The sequence below is a fragment of the Streptomyces sp. NPDC021093 genome, from assembly GCF_044333135.1.
In the GTDB taxonomy this organism is placed as follows: domain Bacteria; phylum Actinomycetota; class Actinomycetes; order Streptomycetales; family Streptomycetaceae; genus Streptomyces.
Genome location: NZ_JBIRQJ010000015.1, coordinates 255,177 through 277,457 on the forward strand (window position 1 = coordinate 255,177; position 22,281 = coordinate 277,457).

18 protein-coding genes are annotated in these 22,281 nt (G+C 70.3%); 13 read left to right on the plus strand and 5 right to left on the minus strand.

Annotation, left to right across the window (positions count from 1 at the left end; genetic code table 11):
• Positions 1–58: 58 nt before the first annotated feature.
• Positions 59–823 carry a thioesterase II family protein gene (locus tag ACH4SP_RS37520; RefSeq protein WP_398422043.1) on the minus strand — a complete coding sequence of 255 codons (765 nt, stop codon included), beginning with the start codon at positions 821–823 and terminating at the stop codon, positions 59–61.
• 284 nt (positions 824–1,107) lie between these two features.
• On the opposite strand from ACH4SP_RS37520, the gene ccrA reads away from it, so the two are divergent.
• Both ccrA and ACH4SP_RS37530 read left to right on the plus strand, forming a co-directional pair.
• Positions 1,108–2,460, plus strand: a complete 1,353-nt coding sequence (ccrA, locus tag ACH4SP_RS37525) for a crotonyl-CoA carboxylase/reductase (RefSeq protein ID WP_398422045.1) — start codon at positions 1,108–1,110, stop codon at positions 2,458–2,460.
• Entirely contained in the window at positions 2,457–4,193 is a 1,737-nt protein-coding gene (locus ACH4SP_RS37530; protein ID WP_398422047.1) for a 3-hydroxyacyl-CoA dehydrogenase family protein, read from the plus strand. Before ccrA ends, ACH4SP_RS37530 begins: the two co-directional genes overlap by 4 nt.
• A 42-nt stretch (positions 4,194–4,235) precedes the next feature.
• On the opposite strand, the gene ACH4SP_RS37535 is transcribed toward ACH4SP_RS37530, so the two are convergent.
• Positions 4,236–6,536, minus strand: a complete 2,301-nt coding sequence (locus ACH4SP_RS37535) for an AAA family ATPase (RefSeq protein WP_398422049.1) — start codon at positions 6,534–6,536, stop codon at positions 4,236–4,238.
• Positions 6,537–6,761: 225 nt separating this feature from the next.
• Here ACH4SP_RS37535 and ACH4SP_RS37540 point away from each other — a divergent pair, with 225 nt between their 5' ends.
• Positions 6,762–7,361 (plus strand): dihydrofolate reductase family protein, encoded by a 600-nt coding sequence (locus ACH4SP_RS37540; protein ID WP_398422133.1) that lies wholly within the window; start codon positions 6,762–6,764, stop codon positions 7,359–7,361.
• A gap of 271 nt (positions 7,362–7,632) precedes the next feature.
• Here the strand turns inward: ACH4SP_RS37540 and ACH4SP_RS37545 are convergent, their stop codons facing one another.
• Positions 7,633–8,031, minus strand: a complete 399-nt coding sequence (locus ACH4SP_RS37545) for an XRE family transcriptional regulator (protein ID WP_398422051.1) — start codon at positions 8,029–8,031, stop codon at positions 7,633–7,635.
• A gap of 442 nt (positions 8,032–8,473) precedes the next feature.
• Between ACH4SP_RS37545 and ACH4SP_RS37550 the strand changes: the two genes are divergently transcribed.
• The gene (locus ACH4SP_RS37550) at positions 8,474–9,541 is read left to right on the plus strand and encodes a ParB N-terminal domain-containing protein (protein WP_398422053.1); all 1,068 of its coding nucleotides are present in this window, start codon (positions 8,474–8,476) and stop codon (positions 9,539–9,541) included.
• A 122-nt stretch (positions 9,542–9,663) separates the two neighbouring features.
• Here ACH4SP_RS37550 and ACH4SP_RS37555 read toward each other — a convergent pair whose 3' ends face one another.
• Complete coding sequence (locus tag ACH4SP_RS37555; RefSeq protein ID WP_398422055.1) at positions 9,664–10,074, minus strand: MerR family transcriptional regulator; 411 nt, start codon at positions 10,072–10,074, stop codon at positions 9,664–9,666.
• Positions 10,075–10,356: 282 nt separating this feature from the next.
• Positions 10,357–11,580 carry an MFS transporter gene (locus tag ACH4SP_RS37560; protein ID WP_398422057.1) on the minus strand — a complete coding sequence of 408 codons (1,224 nt, stop codon included), beginning with the start codon at positions 11,578–11,580 and terminating at the stop codon, positions 10,357–10,359.
• A 269-nt stretch (positions 11,581–11,849) separates the two neighbouring features.
• Here ACH4SP_RS37560 and ACH4SP_RS37565 point away from each other — a divergent pair, with 269 nt between their 5' ends.
• The 9 genes from ACH4SP_RS37565 (at position 11,850) to ACH4SP_RS37605 (ending at position 22,249) form a co-directional block, all read left to right on the plus strand.
• Positions 11,850–12,740, plus strand: a complete 891-nt coding sequence (locus ACH4SP_RS37565) for a LysR family transcriptional regulator (protein ID WP_398422059.1) — start codon at positions 11,850–11,852, stop codon at positions 12,738–12,740.
• A 175-nt stretch (positions 12,741–12,915) separates the two neighbouring features.
• A complete protein-coding gene (locus ACH4SP_RS37570; protein WP_398422061.1) occupies positions 12,916–14,310 on the plus strand; it encodes an FAD-binding oxidoreductase in 1,395 nt (464 codons plus the stop codon).
• Between the two features lie 1,426 nt (positions 14,311–15,736).
• A complete protein-coding gene (locus tag ACH4SP_RS37575; RefSeq protein WP_398422063.1) occupies positions 15,737–16,225 on the plus strand; it encodes a PhzA/PhzB family protein in 489 nt (162 codons plus the stop codon).
• 34 nt (positions 16,226–16,259) lie between these two features.
• On the plus strand, positions 16,260–17,435 hold the full coding sequence (locus tag ACH4SP_RS37580; RefSeq protein ID WP_398422065.1) for a 3-deoxy-7-phosphoheptulonate synthase: 1,176 nt from the start codon (positions 16,260–16,262) through the stop codon (positions 17,433–17,435).
• A 78-nt stretch (positions 17,436–17,513) separates the two neighbouring features.
• The gene (locus tag ACH4SP_RS37585; RefSeq protein WP_398422067.1) at positions 17,514–18,137 is read left to right on the plus strand and encodes an isochorismatase family protein; all 624 of its coding nucleotides are present in this window, start codon (positions 17,514–17,516) and stop codon (positions 18,135–18,137) included.
• The gene (locus ACH4SP_RS37590) at positions 18,134–20,068 is read left to right on the plus strand and encodes an anthranilate synthase family protein (RefSeq protein WP_398422069.1); all 1,935 of its coding nucleotides are present in this window, start codon (positions 18,134–18,136) and stop codon (positions 20,066–20,068) included. The genes ACH4SP_RS37585 and ACH4SP_RS37590 overlap by 4 nt, the downstream gene beginning before the upstream one ends.
• A gap of 89 nt (positions 20,069–20,157) precedes the next feature.
• Complete coding sequence (locus tag ACH4SP_RS37595; RefSeq protein WP_398422071.1) at positions 20,158–20,994, plus strand: PhzF family phenazine biosynthesis protein; 837 nt, start codon at positions 20,158–20,160, stop codon at positions 20,992–20,994.
• 52 nt (positions 20,995–21,046) lie between these two features.
• Entirely contained in the window at positions 21,047–21,694 is a 648-nt protein-coding gene (gene phzG, locus ACH4SP_RS37600) for a phenazine biosynthesis FMN-dependent oxidase PhzG (RefSeq protein ID WP_398422073.1), read from the plus strand.
• A 66-nt stretch (positions 21,695–21,760) separates the two neighbouring features.
• Positions 21,761–22,249: a PhzA/PhzB family protein gene (locus ACH4SP_RS37605; protein WP_398422075.1), complete on the plus strand. Its 489-nt coding sequence runs from the start codon at positions 21,761–21,763 to the stop codon at positions 22,247–22,249.
• The last annotated feature ends 32 nt before the right edge of the window (positions 22,250–22,281 follow it).

A 22,281-nucleotide genomic window follows, 5' to 3' on the forward strand; every position in this document is an offset into this window, starting at 1 on the left:
CCGTCCCCTCCCGGGGGCGGACCACAACGGCCTCGTCGCACGGCAGCCGCGAGACCGCTCAGCGGGACACCGCCGGCGTCCTGGTCAGCTGATCCTCGATGGCGCCCAGCACCTCGCTCTGCTGGTCGACGAGGAAGAAGTGGCCGCCCGGCAGCACTTGCAGGTCGAACCCGGACAAGGTGTGCTCCTGCCAGGCAGCCACCTCCTCGACCCTCGCCTTGGGGTCGCGGTCGCCGGTGAACGCGGTGACGGGGCAGTCCAGGGCGGCCCCGGGCCGGTAGCGGTAGCGGCGCACCGCCCCGTAGTCGGCGCGCAGCGCGGGCAGGATCATCTCCAGCATCTCCGCGTCTTCGAGGAGCGCGTCCCTGGTCCCGTTCAACGCCCGTATCTCCGTGACGAGTTCTTCGTCGGTACGCGGCTGCCAGTCGCCGGCACGGTCCAGCAGCGGAGCCCGGCGCCCCGAGACGAACAGTTGGGCCGGGCCGTTGCCCGAGGCCTGCAGCCGTCGGGCGGCCAGGAAGCCGACGATCGCGCCCATGCTGTGCCCGAACAGGGCGTACGGCCGGTCCGCCAGCGGCTCAAGGGCCTCGGAGACCTGGTCGGCCAGCGTCTCCAGATCCGTCACGGCCGGCTCGTGCCGCCGGTCCTGCCGCCCCGGGTACTGGACGGCCAGGACCTCGACGCGCGGCGCGAGCGCCCGCGCCACGGGGAAGTAGAAGCTGGCCGATCCCCCGGCGTGCGGCAGGCACACCAGACGCACGGGGGCGTCGGGGGAGGGGCAGTAGTTCCTGAACCAGGGGCTGTCGCCGGGGACGTGCGTCATCGAGTTCTCCTAGCCGGTTGCGAGCGGATCCCGCTTCTCCTGGCCGGTTGCAAGCGGATCCCGCACCCCACCCTGAGTGCGGGGACCAGCCCCGGCCTCCCCTAACCACCCCCTGGAACGGGACGGCCCCGGACCCGGGGGGCAGTCAGGGGTGCCCAGCGCGGGCGAGGTGCACCAGGCTCGTCGCAACGCCGTCGCGCCCGGCCACGTCTCCTCGCGCTCCTCCGTCTCCTCGCACTCCTCGTCTCCCCGGAGAACCCTCCCCAGAGAATCAGGGAATCCCCATGAAAGAGATCATCAGCGCCATGCTCTCCGAGCATGCGGTACCCCAGGACTTCGCGAGCCTGAGCCTCCCGGAGAGCTACCGCGGTGCCGTGGTCCGCAAGGAGGACGCCGGCATGTTCGACGGCATGGCCTCCGCGGCCAAGGACCCCCGCAAGTCGCTGCACCTGCAGGACGTTCCGGTGCCGCTGCCGTCGGCGGGGGAGGCCCTGATCGCGGTCGCCGCCTCCGCGGTCAACTACAACACCGTATGGTCGTCGATCTTCGAGCCGCTGCCGACGTTCGGTTTCCTGGAGCGGTACGCGAGGACCTCCCCGGCCGCGGCCCGCCACAACCAGCCGTACCACGTCCTCGGCTCCGACCTGTCGGGCGTCGTACTGCGCACGGGACCCGGCGTGAACCGCTGGAAGCCCGGCGACCGGGTGGTCGCCCACTGCCTGTCGGTGGAACTGGAGTCGGCGGACGGGCACGACGACACGATGCTCGACCCGGAGCAGCGGATCTGGGGCTTCGAGACCAACTTCGGCGGCCTCGCCCAGCTGGCCCTCGTCAAGTCCAACCAGCTGATGCCCAAGCCCGAGCACCTGACCTGGGAGGAGGCGGCGGCGCCCGGTCTGGTCAACTCGACCGCGTACCGCCAGCTGGTCTCGCGCAACGGCGCCGGGATGAAGCAGGGCGACAACGTCCTGATCTGGGGCGCCAGCGGCGGACTCGGCTCCTACGCCACCCAGTTGGCGCTCGCCGGCGGCGCGAACCCGATCTGCGTCGTCTCCTCCCCGCAGAAGGCGGAGATCTGCCGGGCGATGGGCGCCGACGCGATCATCGACCGCAACGCGGAGGGCTACCGGTTCTGGAAGGACGAGCACACCCAGGACCCGAAGGAGTGGAAGCGCTTCGGGAAGCGGATCCGCGAACTCACCGGCGGTGAGGACCCCGACATCGTCTTCGAGCACCCGGGCCGCGAGACCTTCGGCGCGAGCGTGTACGTGACGCGCAAGGGCGGCACCATCGTCACCTGCGCCTCCACCTCCGGCTTCAAGCACGAGTACGACAACCGCTACCTGTGGATGTCGCTGAAGAAGATCGTGGGCTCGCACTTCGCCAACTACCGCGAGGCGTGGGAGGCCAACCGGCTGGTCGCCAAGGGAAAGATCCACCCGACGCTTTCCAAGGTGTACTCGCTCGAAGACACCGGCCAGGCCGCGTACGAGGTCCACCGCAACCTGCACCAGGGCAAGGTCGGCGTCCTCGCCCTCGCCCCGCGCGAAGGCCTCGGCGTACGCGACCACGCACTGCGTGCCCGACACCTCGACGCAATCAACCGCTTTCGCACCCAGGAGGCAGGCACCTCATGACGCAACAGCCCCCAGCACCAGTGACAGCGATCGTCGGTCTGGGCTCGGTCGGTGAGGCCCTGCTGCACCTCCTGCACCGGGCCGGCCACCGTGTCGTCGCCGTCGACACCGACCTCGACGTACTGGCCCGTGCGGCCGGGCGGCTGAAGGCCGTCACGAGCGGCGGACCCGAAGGACCCGAAGTCGTCTTCACCCCCGACCACACGGCGGTGCGCGACGCCGGCCTGGTCGTCGAGGCGGTGCCGGACGACGCGGCCGCCAAGGCCGACGCCCTGGCCCGCATCGTGGCGGCCTGCCCGCCCGGCACCCCCCTCGTCACCACCACGGCATCCCTGTCCGTGGCACGCCTGGCCGTCGCGACCGGCCGCCCGGCCGACGTCGCGTCCCTGCGCTTCTTCACACCGCCCGCGCCCGGCGGCCCCGTCGAACCGGTAGCCACCTCCCTGACCTCGCCCGCGACCGCCGCCGCCGTCGACGCGCTGGTGGCGTCGGCCGGACTCGAACCGGTCGAGGTCGGGGCCCGCCCCGCCGCCGACGCCGACGCCCTGATGCTCGCTCACCTCAACCGCGCCGTCGTCCTCCTCGCCACGGGCTACGCCACGCACCAGGACATCGACACCGCCCTGCGGCTCGGCTGCGGACTGCCCGCGGGCCCGCTGGAGACCCTGGACCGCATCGGTCTCGACACGGCCCACAGGGCGCTGACGGACCTGTGGCGGCGCACCGGCGACAGCGCCTTCGAACCCGCCCCGCTGCTCAGCCGGATGGTCGCCGACGGACGCCTCGGCCACAAGAGCGGCGAGGGCTTCTACACGTACGACGAGACGGGCGCGGTACGCGACCGCACGGCCCGCGCACCCGGCGCGGGGGGCGCCCGCACCGTGCGCCGTGTCGGCGTCGTCGGCTCCGGCGCGATGGCCCGGGGCATCGCCGAGATCACGGCCGCCGCCGGGTGCCCGACGGTGCTGGTCGCACGCTCCGTGGACAAGGCCGAGCGCGCCCTGGACGCGATCGCCGACTCCCTCGCCCGCGCGGTGCGCCGGGGCAGGACCACCGACCGGGCCGCGCGGTCCACCCGTGGACTGCTGCGGGGAGCCGACGACGTGACGGCACTCGCCGACTGCGATCTGGTGGTCGAAGCGGTCGTCGAGGACCTCGACGTCAAACGCGAACTGTTCGCGGAGCTCGGCGCGGTGTGCGCCCCCGGCGCCGTCCTCGCCACCACCACGTCCAGCCTCTCGGTCGCTGCGTGCGCCGAAGCGTCCGGCCGCCAGGCCGACGTCGTGGGCCTGCACTTCTTCAACCCGGCCCCGGTGATGCGCCTCGTGGAACTGGTGCACACCGACACCGTCGGCCAGGAAGCCCTCGCCACCGCCCGCGCCTTCTGCCAGGTGCTCGGCAAGACCGCGGTGGAGTGCCCGGACCGTACCGGCTTCATCGTCAACAGCCTGCTGTTCCCCTACCTCGGCGCGGCAGTCGCACTCCTGGACCGGCCCGACACCGGCATCAAGGAGACCGACACCGCCGTCCAGCGCGGATACGGCCACCCCATGGGCCCGTTCGCGCTCCTCGACACCATCGGCCTCGACGTCTCCGCCGCCATCCAGCAGCGGCTGTACGAGAGTTTCCTGACTCCGGAGTACGAACCGGCCGCCGCCCTGGCGGAACTCGTGGCCGCGGGCCTGCTCGGCCGCAAGAACGGACGGGGCCTGCGCACCGCCGCCCACCGCTGAGCCGCCACCGCCGTGCCACGGCAGGGGCCCGCCCCGCGGGCCTCAGCCGTGCGAGCCCGCCGCGACGAGATCCGTCAGACCGTCCCGCGACGTCACGCGCAACTTGCGGTAGATGCGCGTCAGATGCTGCTCGACGGTACTGGGGGTGACGTAGAGGCGGGCCGCGATGGCCCGGTTGGTGCACCCGTCGGCGGCGAGGACCGCGACCCGGCGCTCGGCCGCACTGAGCCGGGCCACCGGACTGCCGGCCGGCCCGCCCCCGGCGCGTACGGCCTCGGCAGCCGCCGGACGCCAGTCCAGGGCGCCGACCGGGGCGAGGTGCCAGGCCGCCAGCGCGTCCCGGCAGGCGTGGAAGTCGCCGAGCGCCGCCCGCGGCCGCCCCACGGCCAGCTGGTAGTGGCCCCTGGCCAGCAGATAGTGCATCCCGGCCCGGGTGGCGAACATCGACTCCGGCACCGGCACCTGCAACTGCCGTGCCGCCGCGTCGAGCGCGCCCCGCCGGGTCGCGGTGAGCACGGCCGCGGCCAGCGGCATGCCGAGGGCCACCCCCCAGGCCCCGGGCGACAGCAGCGACAGCGCCCGCCCCGCGTGCCCGGCCGCACTGTCGTACGCGCCGGTACGGATGCGTACCACGGCGGCTGCGGCCTCGGCCACCGCCCGCCTGGCCGGCGAGGAACGCATCCGCTCCACCCCGGCGGTCAGCGCGCACCACTGGTCCACCCGGTCCGTCTCCGCCGCGTGCACCAGGGCCGACAGCAGGGCGGCGATCGAGGCCGGCGGCGCGTGGTCGTAGACGAGGGACTCCAGGACGCGCTCGGCCGTCTCGCCCCGGTCCTCGTCCGGAACGGGCAGCGGTGCCAGCCCCGGATACAGGTGTCCGAGCGCCCGTCCCAGCCCCTCCACGGACGGGACCCGCACCCGGCCGGTGACCGTGCGCGCCACCGCCGCGGGTCGCCCGTGCCACAGCAGCAGGCCCAGCGCCCCTTCGGCATGCGTGCCGTCGAGGCGCCCGGCGGCCAGTTCCTGTTCGAGCGCCGTCAGATGCCGGGTCACGGAGCCCGGACCGGTCTCCCACTCGGCGCGGGCGAGCAGCTCCAGCAGCTGCCCGTCCCGAGCCCCGCCGTCGCGCCCCGCGGCGGTCCGCAGGAACTCCGCCGCCCTCCCCGGCTCACCGGAGCGCAACGCGTGCCGCGCCGCCTCCGCGAGGAGCGGGGCGGCCCACTGCGGCCCCGGCCGCCCGCCACCGGACTCGGACGCCGCGACCAACTGCCGTGCCACCAGGCCTGGTTCGGCCCCCGCGTCGTACAACAGCGCGGCCGCCCTGGCGTGCAGGGCAGCGGCCTCGTCGACGGGCAGTACCCCGAGGACCGCGGCGCACACGCCCTCGTGGCGCAACCGCCCGCCGTCGAGCAGCCCCATCGCGTCGAGCTCGTCCAGACACGGCCCGACGGCCGGTTCGTGGAGACCCAGGAGCCTGGCCAGCAGGCCGGGCGTGGCGGCTTCGGCGAGTACGGCCAGCGCACGTGCGGCGGCAGTCGCATGCGGTCCGGCACTGCGCAGACAGGCGGTGACGGCCCGCCGGAACGCCGTACCGGCCGACGGCGGGGCAGCCGGCGCCGTCTCGCAGGCCCGCCGGTCCTCCAGCAGACCGTGCAGCAGCCGGGGATTGCCACCGCTCAAGCGGTACCAGTCGACAGCGGACCGCCACGCGGCAGCCGGTGCGGCCGGAACCCCACCGGCGCCGGCCGGCCCGCCCGCGTCCGGGACCGCGGCCGCGAGAACCTCAGCGACGCCCGCCTCGTCGAGGACCGTCAGCGGGACGGGTGCGCACCGCGGATGCCTGAGGAGCTCCGCCAGCGGCAGCGGCAGCGCCGGCGCAGGGCCCGTGACCGGCCCGCAGGCCAGGACGAGAAGTATCCCGGCGGACGCGAGGCGTCCGCACAGATACAGCAGACAGCGGGCGGACGCCTCGTCCGTGTACTGGGCATCGTCGACGAGGACCACCACGGGGCGGGCGGCGGCGAGTTCCCGCAGGGTGGCATGGAGTGCGGCCGGGGCCCCCTCGGGGTTGTCGTACGCCTCCGTGCGCACCGTCTCCGGAGCGGCGCCGCTGAGCAGCTGTCCCACCACGCCGAGCGGCAGACCGGCCTCGGCCGCGGACGCCGACGCGGTCAGCACCAGCGCGCCCCGGCGCCCCGTTCGGCCGGCGAAGGCATGCAGCAGGGCGCTCTTGCCGGTGCCGGGACTGCCCGTCACCAGCGCGGCGTCACCACTGCCCCGCCGGGCAGTCGCGAACAGCTCTTCCAGCCAACCGAGTTCCGTGTCCCGAAGCACCAGCTTCACCGGCTTCCCCCATACCGTCAGGCCGCGCGGACGGCCGCCTTGCTCCCTGAGGGAAGTCTGTACAGAACGGGAACAACTTCACTGGTGACGGAACGGAGCTCCGCTGGAGCCACCACCGCTGGGCCCGGGGAGCCGGGATCATTGGGCCCTTGCGGGAGGACCCGCGGGACGACAGCCTGTTGCGGACCACCCTCCCCGGACCCCGCCAACCACCTAAGGATGTCTGTGCGTCACCTCGTGTACTACATCGCCTCGACCCTCGACGGCTTCATCGCAGGGCCGGACGGAGCCGACCCGACCGGCCCCGACGGCTTCTGGCCGATCCCCGAGGACTACATCCAGCACCTCGCCGTCGAGTACCCGGAAACCCTCCCGGCCCAGGCGCGGACCGCGCTGTCCGTCACGGCCGAAGGCACGCGCTTCGACACGGTCCTCGCCGGGCGGCGCTGCTACGAGTTGGGTCTCCGGGTCGGCGTCACCAACGCCTACCCGCACCTGCGGCACCTGGTGTTCTCCCGCACCCTGACCGAGAGCCCGGACCCCGGTGTGGAACTGGTCGCGACGGACCCGGTCGCCAAGGTACGAGAGCTGAAGCGTGCGACCGGTAAGGACATCTGGCTGCTCGGCGGCGCCGAACTGGCCGGCGCCCTCTACTCCGAGATCGACCAACTGATCGTCAAGTTCGCCCCGTTGACCCTGGGCACCGGTATCCCGCTCTTCTCCCGCAACGCCACGTTCGACCCCGTCAACTGGGACCTCACCGACCACACGGCGTTGAAGAGCGGAGCGGTCTTCCTCACCTACACCCGCAGCAGCACCGCATAAGTACCCGCTCTTCGAAGCCCTGGCCGGTACACGCGAGAGGGCCGTGAGGCACGAACCGAACCTGTGGCGACACGACGAGCCCGGCGAAGCCCCCGCGTCGGTTTGACGGCGGACCGGACTCCGCGTGCTGATTCTCGATCGGGATCGGCTGATTCTCGATCAGGATCGAGAGCCAACATCCCTGTGGGGGCGAGGAGTTGGCCGAGCACCGGCGGCAGGTTGAGGCCGCGGACAAAGCGGCGGCTCTCACGCCGCGTGGTCCCTTTGGGCCTCACCGGCTCTCGTCGGTCGAGTCGAGCGGCAGGCCCTCCCGTTTGCGGATGTGCTCGATGGTGGCGAGGATCAGCTCCACGCCCTTCGGCGACAGCCCGGCGACCCGTGAGGCGACCCGCTGCACCCCGCTCTCGCGCGACTGTCCGACGAAGTCCGGTTCGGCTCCGGCCTTGGTCGCGGTGTCCGCGTCGAAGAAGTAGGCCACCGGCACCCCGAAGAAACTCGCCAGCGTCTCCAGATGCCACCTGGTGGGGTTGTCCCGCCGTCCGGTGCGCAACTGCCACAGATAGACGTGGGAGAGGGTCGGGCCGCCGCGCTCGTGCAGCAGCTCGGCGATCTCCTGGTTCGTGTACGGGCCGCGGTCCGGCGGATGCACCGTCTCAACGAGCCTGTTCAAGCGCTCACGGAAGACGTCTTCCGGCACAACTGCCTCCTGATCCCCGTGTGTGAGCAATGACCAAGGTTTGACAAAAACATCGTAGGTGAGATTAGCTGAGGTTAATCCGCCTGTCGGCGTATCCCTTGATCCGGCGATCCGAAGTTGACCACGGCGGGATCAGCCGCCCTGACTTTCCCACCATCTCATTGTGCTGCCCCGGGGGAGGAGCCAGCATGCCAGCTGCCCGAGTCATCGCGCTGGAGAGGTTGTTGGCCTCAAGAGCCACGGCCCTTTCGACTGTCCGGCCGACTGCCGGGCCGGTGTGGCGGCCCGCCGCGCGGTCAGGGCCTCTTCCTGCCGTCTCCACGCGCGTCCCCGGAACGCGCGGACCCGGAACGCGCGTCCCCGGACCGTGCGGAACCGGGCCGAAAGGCGCCGGTGGCCGGGAAGGGCGGGCGAGTTGACCGATCAGAGCCTCCCCTTCTTAGCCGGCTCCCCCGAGAAACCGGGCGGGGAGGCGGGCAGACTCCGCCGCGCCGCCGGTGGCGGGCCGGACCGGCAGCTCGTACAGATGGTTCCCATCAGCACCCTGCTGCCGTCGGACTCGCCGAGGGTCGCAGGCGAGGACGCACGGCATGTCGCGGTGCTGGCCCGAGCGCGCACACCTCTCCCGCCCATCATCGTGCAGCGGTCGACGATGCGCGTCGTCGACGGCATGCACCGCCTGCGGGCCGCCGTACTGAAGGGCGAGGACCGCATCGCGGTGCAGTTCTTCGACGGCGATGCGGAAGAGGCCTTCGTTCTGGCGGTGTCGCTGAACTCGGCGCGCGGCCTCCTGCTCAGCCAGGCCGACCGTGCCTCCGCGGCGACCCGGATCGTCGCGTCCCACCCGCAGTGGTCGGACCGGCGCATCGCCGCTGTCACCGGCATCTCGGCGAGCAGCGTCGCAGCGCTGCGCCCCCGTTCAACTGAACAGATCGAGCAGTTGAAGAAGCGCGTGGGCCGGGACGGTCGGGCCCGTCCCGTCGAGCCGACCGAAGGCCGGATGCGCGCCAGCCGGCTGGTTGCCGCCAAGCCCGGCAGCACCCTCAAGGAGGTCGCCGAGAAGTCCGGGATCAGCATCGCCACGGCGAAGGACGTGCGGGACCGCGTGCGCGCGGGAAGGGACCCGCTGCCACCGAGGCTGCGCAGCGCCGAGGCCCAGCGCGAACGGGCCGACACCGACCGGGCGTTCCCGGAAAGACACCGGTCCGTCCTTCCCCCACGTGCGCCGACCGAGCTCGACCTCGTGCTGCAGGCGATGCTGCGGGACCCTTCGATGCGTACGGAAGCGGGCCGTACGCTGCTGCAGATGCTGCGGACCCACGCCATCGACGAGAGCAACTGGCGTCGACTGGCCGCCAGTGTTCCGGGGCACCGGGCCGCCACGGTGGCCAGAGCCGCGCGGGACTGCGCCGAGCAGTGGCTGCGTCTCGCGCGGCAGGTCGAGGCCGGCCGTGGCGGGGCGAGGGGCGACGGGCCGGGCTGAACCGGAGCCGTCGCAGGAAACGGCCGGTGCGCGGGCGTGCGGGAGGCGGGTAGGCGGGTACGTGGGTACGTGGGTACGTGGGTACCCGCGAAGCCGTCGGGACCACGGCGTCCACCGGCGGTTCAGTGGTGCTCGGTGTTGCGCCTGTCCACTTCCGCCCGCAGCTCCGGGCAGTCGAGGGCGGGGTTGTCGAGCGGGCAGGACAGCATGTGGCCGAGGTACGCGCGGGCCGCCGTCAGCCGGTCGAGCCGGGCATCGATCTCCGAGAGGCGGCTGTCGACGATCTTCTGCCAGTCGCGGCAGCCGGTGCGTCCGGCCTGTACGGCGGCGATCTCGTCCAGGGTCATCAGGCCGGTCTCCTGCCAGAGGATGATCAGCGAGATCCGGTACACCTCGGCCGGGTCGTAATACCGTCGTCCGGACCGGCGTGCGCTCGGGCGGATGATGCCGCGACGCTCCCAGTAGTGCAGTGTCGACCGCCGCACGGCGAAGAGTTCGGAGACGGTCCCTATGGGGACGAGTGGGTGTTCCATGCCGATGCGTCACTCTTGCCTGTGGTGGTGGACTTGAGACGCGGCCCCGGTGATGCAGTGTCAAGGAGGCTGCGGGAAGGGCGACTTGGTGGCAGCCCCCTGCGTTCGGGCGGCAGAACCGCCACGGCGAAGGACGTACGGGAGCCGCGAGCCCGCCGGGCCGCAGCCCGCGCGAACCAGGAATCCCCCTCCTGTGCGGAGGGGGATTCCCTTGGCCTCGGACGAGCAGCCCTCTTCTTGCGGACTACAGCCCTTCTTGCGGACCACAGCCCTTCTTACGGACTACAGCGTCACGGCAGCCTGCTCCGAGGAGGACTTCGCCGCCTGCCGCTTGACCAGCCGGTGTGCGAGTTCGGAGAGCCCGAGCGCGAGAACCGCAAGTGCCGCGGCGATGAAGCCGAGGCTGCCCGATCCGCCGATCGCGAGGCCGGCCCCACCGACGGCGCCCGCCAGTGCGATGGCGAGGTACAGGATCGACGCGTGCAGCGACACCAGCACCGACGCCAGCCCCGGGTTCAGACCGATCAGACGGTGCTGCTGGGGCGCGCTCATGCTGAAGCTCGCGACGGCGAACACGGCGATGAACGCGACGGCCGGGATGAACGACCCGGTGACCAGGGGCATGACCAGCAGGCAGACCGCGACCCAGATCAGGCAGATCGCCATCACGCCGCGGCCGCCGATGCGGTCCGTCACCACACCGGCCAGATAGCTGCCGAAGATCGAGACCACGCCGAGCGTCAGCATCAGGATGGCCACTTGCCCGCCGGATCCGCCGGTGGCGTCCGAGAAGATCTCGGCGATGTAGGTGTAGAGGACGTACACGGAGGTGAACGCCAGCATCGTGGTGCCCAGGGTGGTCAGGACCCTGGCATCGGCGAGCGGTGCGAAGCGGTGCCGCAGGCTCTCCGCGGGAGGGGTGGTGATGTTGCGGGGCACCAGGGACACCAGCCCGACGATCCCGACAATGGCCAGTACGGCGACGAACCACATCGTCGCCCGCCAGCCGAACTGGCTGCCGAACGCGGTACCGATCGGTGCGCCGAAGGCCGTGGCCGCCGTGAACCCGGTGAGGACGATGGCGATCGCGCGTCCACGTCGCTCCGGCGGCACCAGCGCGGCACCCGACGCGGCAGCGACGGGCACGAACAGACCCGTACCGGCGGCCGCGATCGCCTGCGCCACCAGCAGCAGGCCGTAGTTCGGCGCGACCGCCGCGCCGATCGTGCCCACGAGATAGACCAGCGCGGCGCTGAGCAGCACCACGCGACGCGACCAGGCGGCGGTGGCCGTCGCCAGAATCGGCCCCAGGATCGCGCAGGCCAACGCGTAGACGGTGACGACCTGGCCCGCCGTCGCCAGTGAGACCTCAAGCGAATCCACCAAGTGAGGCAGCATGCCGGCCAGCACGAACTCATTCGTGGCGACAGCGAATACGCCGAAACCCAGGATCGGAACATTCCACCAGGAAGTCTTTCCTGGTGGAATGTCTGCAGTGTCTGGCACTTGCTTTCCTTCCGTAAATGCCACCGGCAATTGGATTTGAAAGAGGTCACTTCATGCGCCGGCCCCCATCCCGGGTGGAACCGCGTGTGAAAGGAGGGGCGTAAATCTCCGCATCGGAGATCTGCGCCTCCATTGCGCACGGTATATGCATGAAACCTGGCTCCAGCCAGGCTCTATGCGATTACACTAGAAGTTCCTTGCCTGTATGGTCCACCAATCCCGACTACGAGTCCAATAGCCGGGTTGTCTAGCTGCTATAATGCATGCTTATGGAAATACGGCAGTTAGAGTACTTCGTAGCGGTGGCCCAAGAAAAGAACTTCACCAAAGCGGCTGCCAAGTTGCATGTCGCCCAGCCGGGGGTGAGTACCCAAATTCGCCAGCTGGAACGGGAGCTCAAACAGGAACTCCTGGACCGGTCCGCGCGTACGGTGCGGCTCACCGAAGTCGGCGCCGCCGTACTGCCCCACGCCCGCGCCGCACTCGCCGCGATCGCCGATGTGCGGCAGACCGTCGACGAACACACCGGCCTGCTGCGCGGACGGGTGTCGCTGGGGATGGTGACCTCGTCGGCCACGGCCTACGAGCTGCCCCGCCTGCTCGCGGACTTCCACACCGAGCATCCCGCGATCGAGATGACCCTCGCCGAGGCCACCTCCGACTATCTCCTCAACGCCCTGCACGCCGGTCAGTTCGACGCCGTGGCGGTCTCCCCGGCGACGATGGTCCTGCCGGGGATCGAGATCCTGACCGTCGCCGACGAACCGCTCGTCGCCGCGGTCAGCCACGATCACTTCCTCGCGGACCGCACCACCCTGCGTCTCGACGAACTGCGCGACGAACCGCTCATCACCTTCCACCAGAGCGTCGGTGCGCGCGCCACGGTCGAGGAGTCCTGCGCCGAGGCCGGTTTCCGCCCCCGTATCGCCTTCGAAGCCAGCGACCCCAACCTTCTCGCGGAGCTCGCCGAGAAAGGCCTCGGCATCGCCATCCTGCCCGCGCCGTTCGCCGCCGTTCGCAAGGAGACCCTGCGGGCGATCACCATTACCGATCCGCCCATGCGGGGGCGCATCGCCTTTGCCTGGCGGAAGAACGGGACGGCCAACCCCGCGGCCCGTGCCCTCATCCTCCATCTTCAACGTGCCATAACTGGTGGCTGACCATTGTCACCCCCGGTGAATCCCATGCCGTTCAGGAAGGGATCGGAAGGGATCAGGAAGGGAAGGGATCAGGAAGGGGAGGGATACAGTTCCCGAATATCTATAACGGATGATTTTAGCTGCGATATAGATATCCTCTTGGACTTGTGGTGAGGCTGCCGACATCCTTGAGTTCATGGGGAACACGAAGCACCAGAAAACACAGGATGCACCTACTTTCACAGGCCCGGTCTTCCGGCCCGGCGACGCCGGTTACGACGAGGAAGTCTCCGGCTACCAGACCGCGTACACGCACCGTCCCGCGCTGGTCGTCGGCGCGGCCGACGCGGAAGACGTCCGCAGGGCGGTGACGTACGCGGCGGAGCACCGGCTGCCCGTGGCCGTGCAGGCGACGGGGCACGGCCTGTCGGTGGCCGCTGAAGGCGGTGTCCTGATCAGTACCCGGCGGATGACCGAGGTGCGGATCGACCCGGAGGGCCGGACCGCCCGCGTCGCCGCAGGGGTCCGCGCGGACGCGCTGATCGAAGCGGCCGCAGCCCATGGGCTGGCGCCGCTCACCGGCTCCTCGCCGGCCGTCAGTGTCGTCGGCTACACCCTGGGCGGCGGAATCGGGCTGCTGGCCCGGCAGTTCGGCTACGCGGCCGACCACGTGCACGCCCTGGAGATCGTCACCGCGGACGGGCAGTTGCACCGCGCGGAACCGGGCGACGAGCTGTTCGCCGCGGTGCTGGGCAGCGGCAGCAACTTCGGCGTCGTCACCGCCCTGGAGGTCGGACTGTTCCCGGTCCGCACGCTCTACGGGGGGCAGTTGGTCTTCGACGCTCCGCTGATCGAGAAGGCACTGGAGACCTGGCGGAGCTGGAGCGCGGGGGTGCCCGAGGAACTGACCTCGTCCGTCACCCTGCTCGGCCTCCCCGACATCCCCCAGATCCCCGATCCGCTGCGAGGCCGCTACTTCGCCTCCTTCCGGATCGTCTACAACGGCCCGGCCGAGGAGGGGGAACGCCTCGTCGCACCGCTGCGCGCAGTCGGCGCCCGCCTCATGGACGACCTGCGGACCATGCCCTTCACCGAGTCCGGCACCATCCACAGCGACCCGGAGGATCCGCAGCCGTACGCCGCCACCAATGCCCTGCTCGGCGAACTCACCCCGCAGGCGCTGAGCTCTCTGCTCGCCGTGGCGGGGCCGGCGTCGCCGGTGCCGTGCATCCTGGACATCCGCCACCTCGGCGGAGCGCTGCGCAAGCAGGGTCCGGCCGGGACCGTGGTGGACCACCGGGAGGCGGAGTTCCTCGTCGGTGCCCTGTCCGTCCACGGTCCCGGCGGCATCGGCCCCGACGAGGTCCGCGACCGGCACGCCCTGGTGCGCGAGGCCCTGGCGCCCTGGACCGTCGGCCACAGTCTCAACTTCCTCTACGGAGACGGCGAGCACGCCGACGAGGACCAGACCCGGGCCGTTTACCGGCCCGGCACCTACGACCGTCTGGCTGCGCTCAAGGCCGCCCACGACCCGCACAACCTCTTCCGGTTCAACCGCAACATCCGCCCGGAACCGTCCGCTTCTTCGTAGACGGACGGCGTACGGGGACGGCTCGGCGGTGCCGGGCCCGGGACGACCGGGCTCAGCGCCGCTCCGGCCGCAAGCCGCACTCATCACAACGTACTCATCACAAGCCGCACTGATCACAAGAAGCCGGCCGCGGCCGCGCAGTTGAAATCCCGGCTCCGTTCTGCACAGGTGCTCGCCCCGGTCCGACACAGGCCTTGGCCTTCCCCCCCCCGTGGGGAAGGCCAAGGCCTGTGTCGTGTGTCAGGAGAGGGGCCCGCCGAGGGGCCCGCTGATGCGCCGGGCCGCGCCCGGCGAGCGGTGCTCCGGGCGGGCGGCGGACCGGTCACGGGCGCGGGGCCCGCCTTGCGCGGCCGGGCCGACCAGCACAGGTGCCCCGCACCGAGCAGTACCGACGGGGCGCGGGAACCCGGCCGCCGCGTGGACGCCGGCCGTCGCGTGCGGCAGCGAGGTCAGCCATGGGACGGCCGATATGGCCGGATAGCGGAATGTTTTAGCTCCATGTATCGGCAGTTGAATCGCCTGATATTTGCATGGGCTGTCGCTGCAATCCTCCCTCAGTTCGTGAGGGAATTCCAATAAGCATGCCATATGGTTCCCATCGTGGAATCGAATCGTATCGAAGTTGCAGGGCATCGGTGCTGGTCATGGCGCTATCGGCCCTGCTCCCCGGCGTTAATTGAGTTGCGCGACCGCGCTGACTATGGCTGCTGAGACGGGAGTTGACTGGCCGGAAGTTCCATGGGTAACTGGCTATCGAGGCTGGCAGGGATCGACCTGGGGCTGCTTTATGTAAAGCGGTATTCATATGTAGCCCATCGAGACTCATTGCTCAATCAAGAGTCATTGCTCAACGATCTCGAATAGGGCAGCATTGGTCGTGCTCGTCAGCGTCGACGGGGTGAGTGTTGTACGGCAGTGCCCACAGCTGGTTGAGTGTGGGCACTCATGAACGGGGGATTTCTGTGAGAGTTGTTCTGAGTATTCTTCGCAACGAGCTGCCTGCCACGCCGGGGCACATCGCCGCAGGCAGCCGCCTGCCGAGTCGGTGCATCGCATCGGTGAATCCGTCCTCTGCGACGGGGTAGGGCCGACGGTCACCGCGGGCAGATGATCTCTTCTGCCCCAAGTGCTGGAGGACGACGGTCCTCGCTTTCCATGCTTCCTAACTTTTCCCTTTGGCGATCCGTCCGACGCAGAAGTCGGGCCCATGTGCAATTCCACCCATTGATCTGCCACGGCCGTCTCAGGCTCCATGGCGGCATGCCCGGTGCACGAGAGTGCCGCTGCCGCTTGAGCTCCTGAAAGCGGCCGGCCGGGCGGCAGACATTGCGGGCCAGGGGTTTTATCGCGCCCCCGGGATCGCCGTCACATTCGCAACACGTCCACTGCTCGCAGTCTGTTTCCTATCCATCAGGGGGAAATCGTCATGTCTGATTCCGTGCGGTCGCAGAGCTTCGCCGACGAGGCCGAACTGCGTTGGATCAACCGCGCCACCGTCGAGAAGTACCTGCAGACCAGGGGAGAGGACCGGCTCCGCCGGCACGAGCTGTTCACCGAAGACGGCAGCGGCGGCCTCTGGACCACCGACACCGGGGCCCCCATCGCCATCAAGGGCCGGGACCGGCTGGCCGAGCACGCCGTCTGGTCGCTGCAGTGCTTCCCCGACTGGGAGTGGTACAACATCAAGATCTTCGAGACCCAGGACCCGAACCACATCTGGGCGGAGTGCGACGGCCGCGGGAAGATCCGCTTCGCGGACTACCCCGAGGGCCACTACGAGAACCACTTCCTGCACTCCTTCGAGCTGCAGAACGGGAAGATCAAGCAGAACCGCGAGTTCATGAACCCCTTCCAGCAGCTGAGGGCCCTGGGCATCCCGGTGCCCCAGGTCAAGCGTGCTGGCATCCCCACCTGATCAGCCACCCCCCACCGCTGGATCGGAGTCCGTCGTGGAAGACGTCATGCGTGATATTCGAGTCCGCGGGGCGCTGCAGCAGCCCGAATGGGGCGATCCGCTGCAGGTCAGCCGCGTAGGGGAGGCCCTGGCCTCCCGCCCCCCGCTCGTCCGGGCCACCGATGTCAGGGTCCTCCGCGGCTTCCTGGCCAAGGTCGCTCTCGGCGAGGCCATGGTGGTACAGGCCGGAGACTGCGCCGAAGACCCCCAGGAGTGCACCGCCGACCACGTGGCGCGCAAGGCCGCGGTGCTGGATCTGCTCGCCGGGGCGCTGCGCATGGTCACCCGCAAGCCCGTCGTACGCGTCGGGCGCATCGCGGGACAGTTCGCCAAACCCCGCTCCAAGCCCACCGAGATGGTGGGTGACACCGAACTCCCCTCGTTCCGCGGCCACATGGTGAACGCGCCGGAGCCGGACGCCGACAGCAGGCGGCCCGATCCGCTGCGCATCCTCACCGGCTACATGGCCGCCAACGACATCGTCGACCACCTGGGCTGGCGCGACTCCGCCGCGGGCCGGGCCATGGTCGAGCCGCCGGTGTGGACCAGCCACGAGGCGCTGCTGCTCGACTACGAGATCCCCATGCTCCGCACCGACGAGCGGGAGAACGTGTTCCTCGGCTCCACCCACTGGCCGTGGATCGGCGAGCGCACCCGGCAGGTCGAGGGCGCGCACGTCGCCCTGCTCAGCGAGGTGAGCAACCCGGTGGCGTGCAAGGTCGGCCCCGGCATGACCCCCGAACAGCTGCTCGCGCTGTGCGAACGGCTCGATCCGGCACGGGAGCCGGGGCGGCTCACACTCATCGCCCGGATGGGGGCCGACAAGGTCGCCGAACGGCTGCCGCGGCTGGTGGAGGCGGTACGTACCGCAGGGCACCCCGTCATCTGGCTGACCGACCCCATGCACGGCAACACCGTCTCGGCGCCGGGCGGCCTCAAGACCCGGTACGTGGAGACCGTCTCGCTCGAAGTCGTGCGCTTCCAGGACGCCGTCCGGGAAGGGGGCGGGGTGGCCGGCGGACTGCACCTGGAGACCACCCCCGACAACGTCACCGAATGCGTTTCCAACAAGGCGGAGCTCGACAACGTCGGGGACAGGTACACGAGTTTCTGCGACCCCCGGCTCACGCCGTGGCAGGCCGTCTCCGTGATATCCGCCTGGACCCCCTGACACCGGTCGGCGCCGCACCCTGCCGTCTGCGAAGCACGTCCCGCGCGCACAGCGCTCGTCGATTGAGGAAATGGAGCCATGACCGGTATACCCCCCATCAGCCCCTATCCCCTGCCGATAGCGGGTGAACTGCCCGCCGCCACCGCCCAGTGGACCGTCGACCCGGACCGTGCGGTCCTGCTCGTCCACGACATGCAGCGGTACTTTCTCAAGCCCTTCCCCGACACCGTGCGCCAGGAACTGGTGCGCAACGCCGCCGGACTGCGGGAGCGCTGCGCCGCACACGGCATCCCGGTGGCGTACACGGCCCAGCCCGGTGGCATGACCGACGAACAGCGCGGCCTGCTCAAGGACTTCTGGGGCCCGGGCATGCGCCCGGCACCCGCCGACCGCGCGGTGGTCGACGAGCTGGCGCCCGCCGCGCACGACTGGACCTTCACCAAGTGGCGTTACAGCGCCTTCTTCAACTCCGGCCTGCTGGAGCGGATGCGCGGGAGCGGCCGCGACCAGCTCATCGTGTGCGGCGTCTACGCCCACGTCGGGGTGCTGATGACGGCCGTCGAGGCGTTCACCAACGACATCCAGCCGTTCTTCGTCGCCGACGCCACCGCCGACTTCTCCGAGGAGTACCACCGGATGGCCATCCGGTACGCGGCGGAGCGCTGCGCGGCGGTCGTCACGGCCAAGGAAGTCCTCGCATGAGCGAGCAACGGAAGCAGGAGCCCCCCACGGCCCCGGAGCCGTCCGGCGATCTGCTCGACCACGTACTGCGGGAACAGCCGGGCTCCTTCGCACTGCTGTCCCGGCCGGAGGCCGCGGCGGGCCTGCTCGACGTCCTCGTCGGCGAGGTCTCGGAGCCGGACCTGCTGGCGGACATCCCGCTGCGGGACGAAGCGGTGCCGGGCGCCGGAGCCCGGCACGAGGTCCTCACGCTCATCCCCTACCGGCAGATCGCCGAACGGGGCTTCCGCTGCGCCGACGACGGGGCGCCGCTGATCGCCATGACCGTCACCGACCAGCAGCAGGTGCCGCTGGCCGACGCGCTGCCGCGCATCCCGCAGGTGCCGACGGCGCTGAGCGGCGCGCACTTCGACGTGGACGACGAGGAGTACCAGGAGACCGTCCGCCGCATCATGAAGGAGATGATCGGCACCGGCGAAGGGGCGAACTTCGTCGTCAAGCGCTCGTTCGTCGCCGACATCACCGACTACGGGCCGCACAGCGCGCTGGCGTTCTTCCGGCGGCTGCTGGAACGGGAGTCGGGCGCCTACTGGACGTTCCTCGTCCACACCGGGTCGCGCACCTTCGTCGGCGCCTCGCCCGAGCGGCACGTCAGCCTCAACGACGGCAAGGCCGTGATGAACCCCATCAGCGGCACCTACCGCTATCCGGCGTCCGGCCCCACCCTCCCGGGCGTGATGGAGTTCCTGGTCGACCGGAAGGAGACCGACGAGCTGTACATGGTGGTGGACGAGGAACTGAAGATGATGGCCCGGATCTGCGAGTCGGGCGGCCGGGTGGTCGGCCCGTACCTCAAGGAGATGGCCCAGCTCGCGCACACCGAGTACTTCATCGAGGGGCGCACCACCCGCGACGTGCGCGAGATCCTGCGCGAGACCATGTTCGCCCCCACCGTCACCGGCAGCCCGCTGGAGAGCGCCTGCCGCATCATCGAGCAGTACGAACCGGCTGGCCGCGGCTACTACAGCGGTGCGGTGGCCCTGATCGGCCGCGACGCCGCAGGCGGCCGGACGATGGACTCCGCCATCCTCATCCGCACCGCCGACATCGACCACAGCGGACGGGTGAACATCGGCGTCGGCGCCACGATCGTGCGGCACTCCGATCCGGCCTCCGAGGCCGCGGAGACCCGCGCCAAGGCCGCGGGGCTCGTCGCCGCGCTGGAGACCGGCGGAGAGAGGCGCTTCGGCAACCACTCCCGCGTGCGCGACGCCCTGGCGCACCGCAACGACACCATCGCGGACTTCTGGCTGCGCGACCTCGACAGCCGCATGGACCCGCTGCCGGATCTCGCGGGGCGCGAGGTGCTCGTCGTGGACGCCGAGGACACCTTCACCTCCATGATCGACAACCAACTCCGTTCCATGGGACTGAAGGTGACGCTCCGTCGGTTCGACGAGGAGTACAGCTTCGACGGTTACGACCTCGTGGTCATGGGTCCTGGACCCGGCGATCCGCAGGAGGCGGGCCACCCCAAGATGGAGCACCTGCACGCGGCGGTACGCACGCTGCTCGCGGAGCGGCGGCCCTTCCTCGCCGTCTGCCTCAGCCACCAGGTGCTCAGCCTCCAACTCGGCCTCAGGCTGCGGCGCAGGCAGATCCCCAACCAGGGCGTCCAGAAGGAGATCGACCTCTTCGGCACCCCGGAACGGGTCGGCTTCTACAACACCTTCTCCGCGCACTGCGACCGGAACGAGACCGAGGTCGCGGGCGTGGGCACGGTCGAGGTGAGCCGCGACGAGGCAACCGGTGAGGTGCACGCCCTGCGCGGACCCCACTTCGCCTCCATGCAGTTCCACGCCGAATCCGTACTCACCCAGGACGGGCCGCGGATCGTCAGCACCGCGCTGAAGAACGTACTGGACATGACGCAGGGCGCCGGCTCGCTCTGATCCGGTGCGCCCGGACGCACCCAACTCCCCTTTCCACACCGTGATGTGACACACCGTGATGGATCACATCGTGATCAGTTGGAGAACCGATGCATTCGTACGTCGTCGTCGACGCCTTCGCCAGCAAACCCCTCACGGGCAACCCCGTAGCGGTGTTCGCCGACAGTGACGATCTCCCCACCGAGCTCATGCAGCGCATCGCACAGGAGATGAACCTCTCGGAGTCCACCTTCGTGCTCGAACCCAAGCAGGGCGGCGACGCACACATCAGGGTGTTCACCCCGGTCAACGAGCTCCCGTTCGCCGGGCACCCGCTCCTGGGCACCGCCATCGCGCTCGGCAGGCGGACCGAGAGCGACCAACTGCGGCTGGAGACCGCCATGGGCATCATCCCCTTCGAACTGCAGCGCTCGGGAGGGCAGGTGACGGCGGCCACGATGCGGCAGCCGGTGCCGTCCTGGGAGCCCTTCGACCGCACCGACGAACTGCTGGCCGCACTGGGCATCAGCAGTTCCACACTGCCCGTGGAGATCTACCGCAACGGCCCGCGGCACGTCCTGGTGGGCCTGGAGAGCATCGAGGCCCTCTCCGCGCTCCACCCCGACCACCGTGCCCTCGCACAGTTCCCGGACATGGCGGCCAACTGCTACGCCGGGTCCGGCACGCACTGGCGCAACCGGATGTTCTCGCCCGCGTACGGCGTGGTCGAGGACGCGGCCACCGGATCCGCCGCAGGACCCATCGCGATCCACCTCGCCCGGCACGGCCTGGCCGCCTACGGGCAGCGGATCGAGATCACCCAGGGCGTCGAGATGGGCCGCCCCTCACCGATGTACGCACTGGTCAGGGGCGAGGGGGACCGGGTCGACACCGTGGAGGTCGGCGGCAACGGCGTCGTCGTCATCGAAGGGACGCTGTGCCTGTGAACCCCGCACACCGCGATCCCGGCACCGTTTCCCTCTCCCGACGGAGGCACCTGTGAGCAGCACCAGGTCGGAGTCCCTGACCGGAACGGTGGACATCGACTTCCCCGAGTACGCCACCCCGCCGGCCGAGCCGATCGGGCTGCTGCGCCACTGGCTCGACGGCGCGGCCCGGCACCGGGTCCGCGAGCCGCTGGCACTGGCACTGGCCACATCGGACGGGCACGGCGCGAGCTCGTCGCGGATCGTCGTGGTGAACAGGGTGACGGACGCCGGGCTGGTCTTCGCCACCCACGACGGCAGTCAGAAGGACCGTGACCTGGCGGCCAACCCGTGGGCCTCCGGCGTCCTGTACTGGCGGGAGACGAGTCAGCAGATCACCGTCGCCGGCCCGACGCGACGCCTCCCCGACACCGACGCCGACGCACTGTGGGCGGCCAGGCCCACCTTCACCCACGCCATGACGACGGTCGCCCACCAGAGCGAGCCGCTGGAGAGCCTCGAACACCTGGAGGCGCTGCGCAAGGAGGCCGCGTTCCTCAGCGACCTCGGTGAGCCGCTGCCGCGCCCCGCCTCGTACATCGGCTACCAACTGGAGCCCGCCGTCGTCGAGTTCTGGGCCAACGGTACCGACCGGCTGCACGAACGGCTGCGCTACGACCGCTCCGGCGACGGCTGGGCGATCAGCAGGCTCCAGCCGTGACACCGGTGCGGGTACGGCCCGCCGGCCGCCCGCTGTGAACGACCACCCCGACGAATGGGAGACGCCATGACCGACCGCCCGACCCCCTCCCCCTTCACCGGGGACCTCGACCTGCGGGCCCGCAACCGCGAGGCCGTGGAGAACTACATGCGCACCGGCGAGGAAGCCCGGCTGCGGCGCTACACCCTCTACACCGACGACGGCACCGCGTCCCTCTTCTACACCGACATCGGACGGCCGATCACGGTGCAGGGCCGCGAGAAGCTCAGGAAGCACGGCGAACTCTCGCTGAAGGTCCTGCCCGACTGGGAGTGGACCAACGTGGAGATCTACGAGACCCAGAACCCCAACGTCATCTGGGTGGAGTGCGACGGGGAAGGCACGATCCGGTTCCCGGACTATCCCGTCGGCCACTACAGCAACCACTTCATCCACGGGTTCACCCTCGAAGACGGACGGATCAAGTCCAGCCGGGAGTACACCAATCCGATCGAGCACATGCGCTCGCTGAGCATCGACACCCCCCACATCCGGCGGGACTGGATCCCCTCCTGACCTCCCTGACCTACCGGGCTTCTCCGCCTCCC

Bases quoted from the DNA above. Each gene is read 5' to 3' on its own strand.
- ACH4SP_RS37520 (WP_398422043.1), bottom strand. From the start codon at position 823: ATGACGCACGTCCCCGGCGACAGCCCCTGGTTCAGGAACTACTGCCCC.
- ccrA (WP_398422045.1), top strand. From the start codon at position 1,108: ATGAAAGAGATCATCAGCGCCATGCTCTCCGAGCATGCGGTACCCCAG.
- ACH4SP_RS37530 (WP_398422047.1), top strand. From the start codon at position 2,457: ATGACGCAACAGCCCCCAGCACCAGTGACAGCGATCGTCGGTCTGGGC.
- ACH4SP_RS37555 (WP_398422055.1), bottom strand. From the start codon at position 10,074: ATGGAACACCCACTCGTCCCCATAGGGACCGTCTCCGAACTCTTCGCC.
- ACH4SP_RS37565 (WP_398422059.1), top strand. From the start codon at position 11,850: ATGGAAATACGGCAGTTAGAGTACTTCGTAGCGGTGGCCCAAGAAAAG.
- ACH4SP_RS37570 (WP_398422061.1), top strand. From the start codon at position 12,916: ATGGGGAACACGAAGCACCAGAAAACACAGGATGCACCTACTTTCACA.
- ACH4SP_RS37575 (WP_398422063.1), top strand. From the start codon at position 15,737: ATGTCTGATTCCGTGCGGTCGCAGAGCTTCGCCGACGAGGCCGAACTG.
- ACH4SP_RS37585 (WP_398422067.1), top strand. From the start codon at position 17,514: ATGACCGGTATACCCCCCATCAGCCCCTATCCCCTGCCGATAGCGGGT.
- ACH4SP_RS37590 (WP_398422069.1), top strand. From the start codon at position 18,134: ATGAGCGAGCAACGGAAGCAGGAGCCCCCCACGGCCCCGGAGCCGTCC.
- ACH4SP_RS37595 (WP_398422071.1), top strand. From the start codon at position 20,158: ATGCATTCGTACGTCGTCGTCGACGCCTTCGCCAGCAAACCCCTCACG.
- ACH4SP_RS37605 (WP_398422075.1), top strand. From the start codon at position 21,761: ATGACCGACCGCCCGACCCCCTCCCCCTTCACCGGGGACCTCGACCTG.